Annotated in this window: 12 protein-coding genes; 4 read left to right on the top strand and 8 right to left on the bottom strand. The window is 44.8% G+C overall.

The features are described from left to right. Positions 1-191: 191 nt before the first annotated feature. A complete protein-coding gene (locus tag BM243_RS00790) occupies positions 192-1,763 on the bottom strand; it encodes an MBL fold metallo-hydrolase RNA specificity domain-containing protein (protein ID WP_074909060.1) in 1,572 nt (523 codons plus the stop codon). Positions 1,764-1,961: 198 nt separating this feature from the next. Continuing rightward, positions 1,962-3,023, bottom strand: coding sequence for an undecaprenyldiphospho-muramoylpentapeptide beta-N-acetylglucosaminyltransferase (locus tag BM243_RS00785; RefSeq protein WP_074909057.1), 1,062 nt, complete (start codon positions 3,021-3,023; stop codon positions 1,962-1,964). A 189-nt stretch (positions 3,024-3,212) separates the two neighbouring features. Here BM243_RS00785 and BM243_RS00780 point away from each other — a divergent pair, with 189 nt between their 5' ends. After that, complete coding sequence (locus tag BM243_RS00780) at positions 3,213-3,731, top strand: GNAT family N-acetyltransferase (protein ID WP_074910868.1); 519 nt, start codon at positions 3,213-3,215, stop codon at positions 3,729-3,731. Positions 3,732-3,765: 34 nt separating this feature from the next. Here the strand turns inward: BM243_RS00780 and BM243_RS00775 are convergent, their stop codons facing one another. The 6 genes from BM243_RS00775 to BM243_RS00750 form a co-directional block, all read right to left on the bottom strand. Beyond that, on the bottom strand, positions 3,766-4,620 hold the full coding sequence (locus BM243_RS00775) for a GNAT family N-acetyltransferase (protein WP_074909054.1): 855 nt from the start codon (positions 4,618-4,620) through the stop codon (positions 3,766-3,768). 162 nt (positions 4,621-4,782) lie between these two features. Next, positions 4,783-5,730: a sugar kinase gene (locus tag BM243_RS00770; protein WP_074909051.1), complete on the bottom strand. Its 948-nt coding sequence runs from the start codon at positions 5,728-5,730 to the stop codon at positions 4,783-4,785. Between the two features lie 3 nt (positions 5,731-5,733). After that, positions 5,734-6,756 (bottom strand): sugar kinase, encoded by a 1,023-nt coding sequence (locus tag BM243_RS00765; RefSeq protein ID WP_074909048.1) that lies wholly within the window; start codon positions 6,754-6,756, stop codon positions 5,734-5,736. 20 nt (positions 6,757-6,776) lie between these two features. Beyond that, on the bottom strand, positions 6,777-7,421 hold the full coding sequence (locus tag BM243_RS00760) for a bifunctional 2-keto-4-hydroxyglutarate aldolase/2-keto-3-deoxy-6-phosphogluconate aldolase (RefSeq protein ID WP_074909044.1): 645 nt from the start codon (positions 7,419-7,421) through the stop codon (positions 6,777-6,779). Positions 7,422-7,532: 111 nt separating this feature from the next. Further along, entirely contained in the window at positions 7,533-8,300 is a 768-nt protein-coding gene (locus BM243_RS00755) for an IclR family transcriptional regulator (protein WP_074909040.1), read from the bottom strand. Positions 8,301-8,304: 4 nt separating this feature from the next. Next, positions 8,305-8,955: a GDSL-type esterase/lipase family protein gene (locus tag BM243_RS00750; RefSeq protein ID WP_074909036.1), complete on the bottom strand. Its 651-nt coding sequence runs from the start codon at positions 8,953-8,955 to the stop codon at positions 8,305-8,307. A gap of 240 nt (positions 8,956-9,195) precedes the next feature. Here BM243_RS00750 and scfA point away from each other — a divergent pair, with 240 nt between their 5' ends. The 3 genes from scfA to BM243_RS00735 all read left to right on the top strand — a co-directional run bounded on the left by scfA (position 9,196) and on the right by BM243_RS00735 (position 12,273). After that, the gene (gene scfA / locus BM243_RS00745) at positions 9,196-9,345 is read left to right on the top strand and encodes a six-cysteine ranthipeptide SCIFF (protein ID WP_074909031.1); all 150 of its coding nucleotides are present in this window, start codon (positions 9,196-9,198) and stop codon (positions 9,343-9,345) included. A 90-nt stretch (positions 9,346-9,435) separates the two neighbouring features. Next, on the top strand, positions 9,436-10,845 hold the full coding sequence (gene scfB / locus BM243_RS00740; RefSeq protein ID WP_074909028.1) for a thioether cross-link-forming SCIFF peptide maturase: 1,410 nt from the start codon (positions 9,436-9,438) through the stop codon (positions 10,843-10,845). Then, positions 10,846-12,273 carry an aminotransferase class I/II-fold pyridoxal phosphate-dependent enzyme gene (locus BM243_RS00735; protein WP_074909025.1) on the top strand — a complete coding sequence of 476 codons (1,428 nt, stop codon included), beginning with the start codon at positions 10,846-10,848 and terminating at the stop codon, positions 12,271-12,273. It begins immediately after the preceding gene. The last annotated feature ends 11 nt before the right edge of the window (positions 12,274-12,284 follow it).

Below are 12,284 nucleotides of genomic sequence, written 5' to 3'. Positions count from 1 at the left end.
ATATATATTTCTTAGAAATCCGGCCTAAAGATTTCTAAACTATAACTACGTTTCCGTAGGTTATAAACACATGAATTTGAGTATAGTTAATGATTTATCATTAGCTATACTCAAAAGACACAACATTATTATACAATATTTGAATGGCTTTTACCAATGGATTTTGGCACTTCTTTCGCTTTTCTCTGTTTTCACTGTTTTTTCAAGATATTGCTGATATCCTTCAGGATCTCATCTGTGTCAACCTTTGTAAAATCAACCGTTTCAATATATTTGATGAGATCTTCCTTCTTTCGCAATCTGGAAAGAGCAGTAGCTACAGCGGTCTTTTCTAAATCAGTTTCCTCGATTTTTGGTACAAGCTTTACATAATCTCTGATTGGTACGATATCTCCATCTTTGGCAATACGAACATTATATCCATCACCTGACAGAAGCTCTTTGAGTGCTGTAGCCGCAGAGAGATCTCCATGAGTCAGAAAGATTTCTTTAGGACCTTTTCGTATGGCTTTGACCCAATTGTAGAGGCCTCTCCTGTCCGCATGGCCTGATAGTCCGGAAAAGCTGTATACCTTTGCATGAACAGCAATATCTTCTCCAAAGAGATTCACTGTTTTGGCACCATCCTGAATGATTCTGCCTAAGGACCCTTCTGCCTGATACCCTACAAAAACCACGCTGCATTCCGATCTCCACAGATTATGCTTGAGGTGATGTCTGATTCTTCCTGCCGTCGCCATCCCGGAAGCACTGATGATGACGCATCCTTTCTTGGTGCGGTTCAGCTCCATGGAATCTTCTACAGATTCTGTGAAAAAAAGATTCCTGAATTCCAGCACGTGGTCTCCCCGTCTCATTCTTTCCTGACTTTCTTCATCAAAATAACGGGAGTACTCTTTGAAAATCTGAGTGGACTTTGATGCAAGGGGTGAATCCACATATACTTTGACACCACGTTCCAGTCTGCCCGCTTCCTGGAACTCATTGAGTATATATAAGAGCTCCTGGGTTCGGCCTACAGCAAAAGAAGGAATAATGACATTTCCTCCTTTCCGGTAGGTCTCATTGATGATGCTGATGAGTTCTTCGTGCTCTGTTTTATTATCAGGATGCAGTCTGTTGCCGTAGGTGGATTCCATGATGAGAAAATCCGCTTCATCCACTTCTACAGGTTCTTTCATGAGTGGAATACCCTGATTTCCCAGATCACCTGTATAGACAAGCTTCACCTTCCGCTCTTCTTCCTGAATGAAAAGTTCTGTAATGGCAGCGCCCAGCATGTGCCCCGCTTCCAGAAACTGCATCTCAAAACCAGGAAAAAGGACGGTTCTCTGATTGAAATCTATGGCTTCAAAGAGGGTCAGAGCCCCTTCTGCATCTTTGGCTGTATAAAGCGGCTCCACAGGATCCAGACCTTTTCGCTGCCGTTTTTTATTCTCCCATTCCGCATCCTGTTCGTGGATGTAGGCGGAATCCATGAGAAGAATCTCTGCAAGAGCTTTTGCGGGAGGCGTGGCGAAAACTTTGCCTCGGAATCCACGTTTGTAAAGCAGTGGAATACGGCCGCTGTGGTCAATGTGGGCATGAGAAAGAATCAGATAATCAATGGTGGATGGAATGAACGCAAACACATCATTTCCTTTGTCTTTTTCATCCTTTCCCTGATACAGTCCGCAATCCAGAAGAATTCTCTTGTCCTTAACCCGTAGTAGATGACTGGAACCAGTTACAGTACCTGCTGCTCCTGAAAATTCAATGCGCATAGCTGATCCTCCTTGCTTTTGATACTTTAATTATATCAATAATTATCAGACTTTTGTGTTAACATTCTTACTACATTCATTTAGTTTGTGATATAAATGACTTTATAACAGTACAGGAAATCCTGTTTTTTACTAAAAAAACAGAGAAGCACACCTAAGTGAGACTTCTCTGCGTATCAACTGTACTATTTTCTGTAGTTATTTTGCGTATTTCTCAATGAGTTCCATGATCTTTCCTGTGGTATTTCCTAGGGAAGAACGGTTCATTGCTTCCACATAGGAGTTCTTGTTTTCAGAGAGCGACTTCAGACTCATCAGCAGTGTGTCTTTTGTGAGGCTCTCTTCTCTTAAGACCATGGAGTACCCTTCTTTTTCAAAGCTCTCCGCATTTTCAATCTGGTCCCCTCTGCTGGATGCTGCAGAAAGCGGAATGAGAAGATGAGGTTTTCGGAGCGCGAGAAATTCAAAGATGGAATTAGAGCCCGCTCTTGCCACAATAAAATCTGCAGCGCTAAGCAAATCCTTCATCTCTTCCCCGACATACTCAAACTGTCTGTATCCTTTCAGGTCTTTATACTGAGGATTGATGTTGTTCTTACCGCAAAGATGGATGATCTGATAATCCGTTAGAAGCTCATAAAGAGCACTCCAGACGGTTTCATTGATTTTCATGGAGCCAATGCTCCCTCCCATGAAAAGAAGTACAGGTTTATCCTCCGTGAAGCCGCAAAGATCGAGAGCTCTCTTCCGATCTCCCTGAAAAAGTTCTTCTCTTATGGGACTGCCCACCAGGATACCTTTTCCGGAAACCTTGGACATCGTATCTGGGAAGGTCACCAGAAGATGATCCACAAATCTCAGCGCCAGCTTGTTGGCAAGACCTGGGGTCAGATCTGATTCATGGGCAAGGACAGGAATTTTCAATGTTCTTGCTGCTGCCACCACTGGTACACTTACAAATCCACCTTTGGAAAATACGAGATGGGGTTTTTCCCTTTTTAGAATGCCCAACGCCTGAAAGTAACCTGCACCCACCCGGAAAGGGTCTGTAAAATTCTTCCAATCGAAATACCTTCTTAGTTTTCCAGAAGAAATCGGAAAGTAAGGGATCTTCTTTCCTTCGATGATCTCACGTTCAATTCCATTTTGGGATCCTATGTACTTGATCTCATACCCCAGTTTTTTCAGATGAGGCATAATGGCCAGATTCGGCACCACATGTCCAGCGGTTCCTCCACCGGTCATAATAATTTTTTTCATTTTACTCACTCACTCATTTATTCTCATTGGATATACTTCGATGTTTGCAACCACATCAGTTCAAACAAATCCATTATACCAGAGTTCTGAAGAAAAATTGAAAAGTTTTTTATGTAAATGTATTCACAGGAAACAGCCACTTAGCAGGGGTCGCAATCTTTGATATAATGATAAAAAATGGAAAGCAGGGTGAGAATAATCAAACTTGTAGAAATCAAAGAACTGGATGAACAAAGCTATATCACCTATATTTCCACATGGAAAGACAGGAAGGAACCGTTATGTCCTTCCTCCTGTGATATGGCAGCACTGAATTTTTCTGAGTGGCAAAAACGAGAACTGTCGCTGCAAAATGAAGCCACACTCCCCCATGGATTTGTCCGGGCTGAAACTCTGTTTCTGGTGGAGGACAATGGGTATATTCTTGGTGCGGTAAATCTCAGATATGCCATGACAGAAGATCTTTTGCGCTATGGTGGTCACATAAGTTTCGGCATCCGTCCGGAAGAGCGAGAAAAGGGATATGGGTTCATCATCGTGAAATTGGCACTGAACCGGCTTCGGATGAATGGAATCCTGAAAGCGCTGGTTACGGTGAAAAGAAGCAATAAAGCAGCAAAAAACACAATAAAAAAGATTGGCGGAACACTGGAAAATGCCTATGAGGAAAATGGGCAGGTCATAGACCGGTACTGGATCGCATTATAAAAACGCTGGATTGGTTTCAATCCAGCGTTCTTTTTCAAGCGGTGATGATTGTCGGGTAGGTGAGGTTATTTGGTATTACTGCGCTGCTGGATTTGTGAACCATGAAACCACTATCCGGGTCAGGTTCTGTATAGAGTCCAGGAAGCATCTCTTGAGGTGTAAAGTGAAGTTCTACCCGAAGGGCACTTTGAGGGACAATACTGTTGATCACCTCAGACAGTGAAACTTTAACGGGTGACAACACATCGTAGAGATGAAAGGTATCCCCTTCCATTTCGACCAGGATGGTCACATCTAATAATGGTTCTAGAATCATATCTTGAAATCCGTGGACATAATAAAAAGGAAGAATATGCCTGTCCTCTTTGCTCCAAAGCCGGTCTGTCATGGCGAAAGAAGACTTTTTCAGAGCCATGAGATCTTCTATATTCTTTTTCACAGGCAACGGGTTTCCTTCATTGACGCAAGTCTCTATCGGCAGGAAGCAACGCACAGTGTTTATCCTTTCAAAACCAACCCTTTGATAAAGGGGCATTGCGTCCTCATCGGCAAGGAGATAGATGAGATCTGTCTTTCCTTCATAATCCCCTAGGATCTTCCGTAGAAGCTTCTCTGAAAGACCCTGTCCGCGATGTTCTTTCCTGGTCATGACCGTGCCGATCTGGACTGCATCATAAATTTTGCCCTCCACCGTCAGCTTCATGAGATTTACAGAGGCATTGGCAACAACTTGTCCATCTTCATGAAAGCAGTATGGGATGTAAGCACTCGTCCAGCCACCAGTTTTTTCCCACAAATCAAACCGTATCCCAAACACCTCTTTCGCAAGTTCAAAGAAGGATTCCTTCAGCTGCGGGTTTTCTCTTACATTTCGACTAAAAAGCATCATCTATTCTCTCCCCCCCAAAAAATAAACAGTTTCTTCTATTTTATCCTGAGTTGTCTCCTTTGAAAAGAAGCGGCACTCAAAGAACCCCCAAGAATCTCCTGAAAAGGAAATTTATGAGGGTTCTTTGATCGGGTAAATCTATATACATAAACAGATTCGGGTTTATCTGTCGATGCTGTCTTTAAGTCCCATAAAGATCTCAACCTGATCTTTATAGGGAAAGCCTTCCATATCCCCTTTTACGAGGGTTGCCATGGCACCTACTGCATTGGCTCTTTGGGCGCATTCTGTCAGGCTGAGATTTTCCAGATAGCCGGAAAGAAATCCTGCGGCATATCCATCCCCTGCCCCCACCGTATCCACTGGATGGTCCACGGTGTAGCCATGTACGAAGGCTTCTGTTTCTTTGTTTTTCACATAACATCCACTTTTTCCAAGCTTCAGCGCAACGGTCTGAACACCTAGATTGAGGAAAGAATCCGCAATTTCTTCTGGTTCTGTAAGACCCAGAAGAAGTTCTGCTTCTTCTTTTCCAGGGAAGAGAAGATCTGTGAGCTTCACCATCTCAAGGATGGTCTCTCTGGCTTCCTCTTTGGACCATAATTTCAATCGGATGTTGGGATCAAAGGAAATCAGCACACCACGTTTCTTCGCTTCTCTTACAGCATAAAATACAGCCTCACGCATCTCTTCAGAAAGAGCAAGTGAAATCCCTGTGACATGGAGGATCTTTGCGCTGGCGATGTAATCCATATCCAGGTCTTCCATCATCAGATGACTGGCGGCCGAACCTTTTCTGTAGTAATACACGTTAGGGTTTACCGTGGAAAAACGCTCTTTGAAGAGAATTCCAGTGGTGCGTTTGGGATCTTTTTTCACCCTGGACACATCCACTTCTTCTCCCATGACGGTAGATTTGATGTATCTTCCAAACTCATCATCTCCCAGTTTGGAGAACCATCCAGCTTTGTGTCCAAGTCGTGCCAAGGCAATGGCCACATTGGACTCCGCGCCACCGATGGATTTGGTGAAAGTGCCCACATATCTCAGTGGACCTTGTGTTTCTGGATTGAAGAGCACCATGGTCTCTCCAAAAGTCACTACATCCATCTTCTACCTCTGTACTCTGCCTGAGCCGTCTCCGCCCATCAGGGTCAGCACTTCTTCTTTAGACACGTGATTGGTGTCTCCAGGGATGGTATGCTTCAGCGCAGAGGCTGCCACAGCAAATTCCAGAGCTTCCTGATAAGGCAGCTCAGTCACCAGACCATAGATGAGTCCGGATGCAAAGGAATCCCCTCCACCTACACGGTCTACGATTCTAAGGTCATACTTCTTGGAAAGGTAGGACTTTTCTCCATCAAACAAAATGGCAGACCAGCCGTTGTCGCTGGCGGAATAGCTTTCTCTTAAGGTGGACGCCACAAGCTTCACATTGAACTTTTCAATGATCTGCTTTGCAACTTCCTCATAGGCAACGTGATTGATCTCCCCCTTATGGATATCGGTGCCTTGCGCTTTGATGCCGAAGACTTTTTCTGCATCCTCTTCGTTACCGATGCATACATCCACGTACTCCATAAGCTTAGTCATGACTTCCTGTGCCTTAGCCTGACTCCAGAGTTTCTTTCTGTAATTAAGATCTACAGAAACAGTGATGCCCTTTGCCTTGGCTGCTTTCAGCGCGGCCAGAGTCAGCTCTGCTGCTGCATCGCTCAGTGCTGGGGTGATGCCTGTGAAATGGAACCAGTCAGCACCTTCAAAGATACCATCCCAATCAAATTCATCACTTTTTGCTTCTGCAATGGCTGCGTGAGCTCTGTCATAAATAACCTTGGAAGGTCTCTGGGAAGCACCGGATTCCAGGAAATAAATGCCAAGTCGGTCTCCGCCTCTTGGGATGAAACTGGTATCCACACCATATCTTCTCAAAGAATTGACTGCGCTTTGTCCGATCTCATTGTCTGGCACTTTTGTGACAAATCTGGTTTCCAGACCATAGTTGGATAAGGAAACACAGCAGTTGGCTTCTCCTCCTCCATAACAGACATCAAAACTGTCCGCCTGGACAAATCTTTCAAATCCTGGGGTAGAGAGTCTTAACATGATCTCTCCAAGGGTAACTACTCTTTTCATATTCCTGCTCCTTCTACTCTTTATTTTCTGGCTTCTTTGATTTTTTCAACGAACTCTTTGGCGATTTCTGTGATTTTTTCATATTCGCCTTTCTTTGCTGGGCCAGTAAGCTCTCCGCCTACCCCTACAGCAACGCAGCCGTTCTTGATCCACTGGTCCACATTGTCAAGGCTCACACCACCTGTGGGCATCAGCACTGTCTGTGGCAGAGGTCCTTTGATGGCTTTGATGAAGTCTGGTCCAAATGCACTGCCTGGGAATACTTTTATGACATCCACACCCGCTTCCATGGCAGTGATGATTTCGGTCAGTGTCATACATCCGGCCATATAAGGAATCTGGTATCTGTTGCAGAGTCTTGCGGTTTCTGGATCAAATCCAGGACTAACAATATATTCTGCACCGGCAAGAATGGCAATTCTAGCAGTTTCTGAGTCAAGCACTGTGCCTGCCCCAACAATGAGCGCCTCTTTGGGGAACTTCTTCTTCAAGGAAGAAATCACATACTGTGCACCAGGAACGGTAAAAGTCACTTCGATGGCAGGGACACCACCTTCAATACACGCTTTGCTTATTTTTTCTGCCTGTTCCTCGCTGTCTGCACGAACCACCGCAACAATTCCTGCGTTCATGATTCTGGTGAGGGTTTCAATTTTTGGGATCATAATAGGCCTCCTTTATTTCAGTTCCACATAGTGGAACATGGTTCCATAATTTGAATGCAAGTTTATTTTACTCCATAACCCGTTTACATGCAATCGGTTTATGGAAGATTTTCAGATATTTTTGTAGTGACCCAATTCTTCTGAAATTTTACGTTTGGTTTCCAACATCGCTTCTTTTAATGAGGAGATCTTTTCTTCTGTCATACGCTGAACGGGTCCGGAAATACTGAATGCGGCCACGGGAGTATCCGTATAATCAAGAATCGCCGCCCCCATGCATTGAACCCCCAGCTCATTCTCTTCCCGGTCTAGTGCAAACCCATTTTTACGGATATTCTTCAGCTCCTGAAGAAAATCTGGAAGCTCTGTGATGGTATACTCCGTCAGCTTATGAACAGCCATATGGGGCCAGAGTTTTTGTACTTCTTCTTCCGGATAATACGAGAGCATTGCCTTGCCAACGGAGGTGGCATATAGAGTGCCCCGCTTTCCGATGTTGGAGTACATGCGGATGGTGTTTTCGGTCTCCACTTTATCCACATAAAGGATCTCATATCCATCGGGAAGCACCAGATGGACCACTTCCTGAGAAAGGTCCCGGAGCTTCTCAAGGTATGGACGTGCTACTCTCAGCACATCCATTTTCTCCACAGGTTTGGCTCCTAAGACAAACATCTTCATGGTCAGCTGGTATTTCCCTGTTTTTTCCTGCTGCTTCACATATCCGTTTTCCATGAGGGTATATAAAAGTCTGTGCACCGTACCTTTGGAAAGACCGGAAGCCTCTCCCAGCTCCAGAAGACCCATCCCCTCCTTGGAGGAGGACAGAATCTCTAAAAGAGAGAGCGCTCTGTCTATAGACTGAACGGTATCTGCCACAATCTCACCCCCTGACCTTTAAGATCTCGCGGACTTTCTTTTCCAAAAGCTCCGCCATTTTTTTATGACCTTCTGCGTTCAGATGCATATGATCCACTTCTCCCATGGAAAGATGGTTTCCAGCAGAGATGAAATGATATCCCGCTTCTTTCGCCATGGTGTGCAAAAATGGAATCATCTCCTTTGTTTTCAGATCGGACTCCCTGCCCATGGAATGGAACGCATTCTTTTCCTTATATAGAGGGCCGATGGGTGCAGGTGCTACAATGAGAATCTCCGGGTCCTTCCCGTCCCTGCCGGTCATGGTGTTCTTTACTCTTCCCGCCAGTCGGATGATTCCCATGGCAATGTTCAGTGGTGTCAGAGCAAAACGTTCTTTGGCATCATTGGTGCCCAAAGTGATGATGATCAGATCCAGGGGTCTGTGGCTCATAATGCAAGGATAGATGTAGCTGTATCCGTTGAGACCTTCAAAAAGCGGATCATCACAGGATGCGGTTCTTCCGCTGAGTCCTTCCTCGATGATGTCATACTCTTCTCCTAGATTATCCTGAAGCAGTGAGGTCCAACGGACTCCTTTTTCAAACCTGCTTTCATCTTCCGCATTATATCCCCATGTGTTTGAGTCTCCAAAACATAAAATTCTTCGCTGCATAGGTGTCTCCTTTTCGGTCTTTCAATTGTTATCATTTTTATTATGATGCAATTGTGGATGGATTTCAAGAAAGGAAAACAATTACACCAGAGGAGATGTCCTGAAGAGAACCGATAGAAACGTTGCGCACCAATGGAAGTAGATTTCTCAAGTTTCGGAACTTGATAAAATTTGTCATTTTATGGTCAATGATGCCTGTATATGATATAATTGTAACGCTAATTTAGAGGAGGAATGAATATGAAAAAGCACATTAAGACCTTGACCAAAAGCACTCTAAAGAAGAGCGTTGCCAAGGGCGGATGCGGCGAATGCCAGACATCCTGCCAGTCTGCCTGCAAAACATCCTGTACCGTAGCGAATCAGGAATGTGAAAATCTGGACAGATAGGAACGCAAAGACCCTAAAGGGAAGGTTTATGGTATAGACCCTTCCCTTTTCTCTTGAATCAACAAGCCCTGAAGGAGGCAACAGATAAAAATGATACATAAATTTACGATGAACGGCGTACACATTGCCATGGACATCAATGGTGGCTCTGTGCATGTCCTGGATGAAATCACCTATGACATGCTGGACTTTTATGAAGAAATTCGGGATGGAAAAAGATCTCTTCAGGAGGTTATGGAGAAGCTTTCCAGATATCCTCAGGAAGAGCTGGCTTCTGCCTATGATGAAATCAGAACCCTCGAAGAGGATGGCCTTTTATATACAGAAGATGCGTATGAGACCATGGACTTTATGAAAAACAGAAAACCTGTGGTTAAAGCCCTCTGCCTTAATATTGCTCATGACTGCAATCTTATGTGTAAATACTGCTTTGCAAAACAAGGGGATTTTGGCGGAAAGAAATGTCTGATGCCTCTTGAGACTGGGAAAAAAGCGCTGGAGTATCTAGTGAAAAATTCCGGTAGCAGAAGAAACCTTGAGGTGGATTTCTTTGGCGGCGAACCGCTCATGAATTTCCAGGTGGTGAAGGACCTGGTGCACTACGGCAGAGAGCTGGAAAAAGAATATCATAAGAATTTCCGTTTCACCATCACCACCAATGGTGTGCTTCTCAATGAGGAAGCCATCGAGTTCATCAATACCCATATGGACAATGCAGTGCTTTCTCTGGATGGAAGAAAACAGATCAATGATGATATGAGACTGACCCTCACTGGAAAAGGAAGCTATGATGTGATTGTGCCAAAGTACCAGAAGCTCATTGAGAAAAGAGGCAATAAAAGCTATTATATCCGAGGCACCTTTACCCGGGACAGCCTGGATTTTTCAGAAGATGTGAAGCATTTTAAAGAACTTGGATTTGTCCATACCTCCATGGAGCCTGTGGTTTCTTCGGAGGAGAATCCCTATGCCATCCGGGAAGAGGATCTGCCCAAAATTCTGGAAGAGTATGAAAAACTTGCAGTGTACTATGCAGATCTCAAGGAGAAAAAGGATCCGTTCAGCTTCTTCCACTTCATGGTGGATCTGACTCAAGGTCCTTGTGTCATCAAAAGGATTTCCGGGTGCGGTGCAGGAACAGAGTATCTTTGCATCACCCCAGAAGGCGATCTTTATCCATGCCATCAGTTTGTGGGAAATGAAGCCTACAAGATGGGAAATCTTTATGAAGAGGATCTGACACTTCCCAAAGAAATGCAATCTATGTTTAAAGAAGCGCATATCTATCACAAAGAAGACTGTAAAACCTGTTTCTCCAAGTTCTACTGCTCTGGAGGATGTCACGCCAATGCCCTCAGCTTTAATGGCGACATTCTGAAGCCTTATAGAATCGGTTGCGAGATGCAGAGAAAAAGACTGGAATGTGCCATCATGGTAGAGGCAAAAAGAATGCTCAGTGAAGAGGAGGAAGCGCCCGAAGAAAAGGTGCTGTTCCTCTAAATGGACATGGAAAAGCGGCCTCTGATCAAAGCACTTGAAGCTTATACGAACGAAGAAACCTCACGGTTTCACATGCCTGGACACAGAAACGGGAAAAGGATCCCTTCTCTTGCGTTTCTTCAAGAGCATCTTTATGACTTTGATGTGACGGAAATCGACGGGACAGACCATCTGCATTATCCGGAGGAGAGCATCAAGGCATCCCAGATTCTGCTTGCAAAGGCCATGGGGTCCAAAGAGAGCTGCTATTGTGTCAACGGCTCCACCGCAGCGAACTATGCCATGATTTTTGGTCTTCTTCGGCCAGGAGATGAGGTGCTTCTTGAAAGAAGCTGCCATCAGAGTGTGTTCCAGGCGTTGGGATTAAGAGGCCTGAAACCCAGGTTCATAAAACCGAAGCAAGATCCGGAATGGGCGTTGCCATTGCCGCCTGATTTGACGGATATCAAAGAAGCCTGTGAGAAGTATCCCTTGTTAAAAGCTGTGATACTCACCTCCCCCAATTATTATGGAAAGGTGGCACCACTGAAGGAAATTTCCCAATTCCTAAAAAGGCGCAGTCTTTACCTCATTGTGGATGAAGCCCACGGTGCTCATTTCGCATTTTCAGATCAGCTGCCTCCCACGGCCATGTTCATGGGAGCCCATGTTTCCTCTGTGAGTTTTCATAAAACCCTTCCAGTGCTGACCCAAGGGGCAGTGCTGAACTTATCTGAGGATCTTCAGGAAAGCGAACGATCAAGAATCCGTCACTATCTGCGGGTGTTTCAGACCAGCAGTCCTTCCTATACCATGCTGGCGTCTATGGAAAACGCCCGGGCGATTATGGAAGAAGAAGGCAAAGCACTCTATGATGAGCTTTTCAGAGAAGTAGGACTTCTTCGGGAAAAACTTACCCGCATCCCTCAGGTGGATGTGTATGGTAAAGAGGATGCCTTCGCCGATGCCACACGACTTGTGATAAAAACACCCTTACCCGGTGAATTTCTCATGGGAGAGCTGAGAAAAAAACATAGGATCCAAGCGGAAATGACCCTTGGAAGTAGCATAGTCTTTATCCTCTCTCCCTTTGACGGAAAAGACGATCTGGAAAGGCTTCCAGAAGCGCTGGCTGCCATAAAGATGGAGAATGAAAAACTATGGGCCAGCCCGGTTTCACCATTCATTCTGCACTACAGTGAAGATCTGGAGCTTCTTTATGATATGGAAGAAATACTGTTTCTGGAGAAGGAAGAGATCCCTGTAAAAGATGCTTTTGGCAGAATATCTGCTGAAACCATCACGCCATACCCCCCAGGCATTCCGGTGCTTCTTCCAGGAGAGCGGATTGGAGAAAAAGAAGTCAGGCTTCTATGTGACCTGTTTCAGGGCAGTGGCATATTGAAATCTGCCAGCAAGAGCAAAATGGGCATCACCGTACTAAAATAAGAGGAAGACCT

It is taken from the genome of Proteiniclasticum ruminis, assembly GCF_900115135.1.
GTDB classification, from domain to species: Bacteria; Bacillota; Clostridia; order Clostridiales; family Clostridiaceae; genus Proteiniclasticum; species Proteiniclasticum ruminis_A.
Note: the sequence above shows the minus strand (reverse complement) of the source record. Positions and strands in the feature narration are given on the sequence as shown.

Coding starts and splice junctions, on each gene's coding strand:
- BM243_RS00790 (WP_074909060.1), bottom strand. CDS start 1,763: ATGCGCATTGAATTTTCAGGAGCAGCAGGTACTGTAACTGGTTCCAGT.
- BM243_RS00785 (WP_074909057.1), bottom strand. CDS start 3,023: ATGAAAAAAATTATTATGACCGGTGGAGGAACCGCTGGACATGTGGTG.
- BM243_RS00775 (WP_074909054.1), bottom strand. CDS start 4,620: ATGATGCTTTTTAGTCGAAATGTAAGAGAAAACCCGCAGCTGAAGGAA.
- BM243_RS00770 (WP_074909051.1), bottom strand. CDS start 5,730: ATGGATGTAGTGACTTTTGGAGAGACCATGGTGCTCTTCAATCCAGAA.
- BM243_RS00765 (WP_074909048.1), bottom strand. CDS start 6,756: ATGAAAAGAGTAGTTACCCTTGGAGAGATCATGTTAAGACTCTCTACC.
- BM243_RS00760 (WP_074909044.1), bottom strand. CDS start 7,421: ATGATCCCAAAAATTGAAACCCTCACCAGAATCATGAACGCAGGAATT.
- BM243_RS00750 (WP_074909036.1), bottom strand. CDS start 8,955: ATGCAGCGAAGAATTTTATGTTTTGGAGACTCAAACACATGGGGATAT.
- scfA (WP_074909031.1), top strand. CDS start 9,196: ATGAAAAAGCACATTAAGACCTTGACCAAAAGCACTCTAAAGAAGAGC.
- scfB (WP_074909028.1), top strand. CDS start 9,436: ATGATACATAAATTTACGATGAACGGCGTACACATTGCCATGGACATC.
- BM243_RS00735 (WP_074909025.1), top strand. CDS start 10,846: ATGGACATGGAAAAGCGGCCTCTGATCAAAGCACTTGAAGCTTATACG.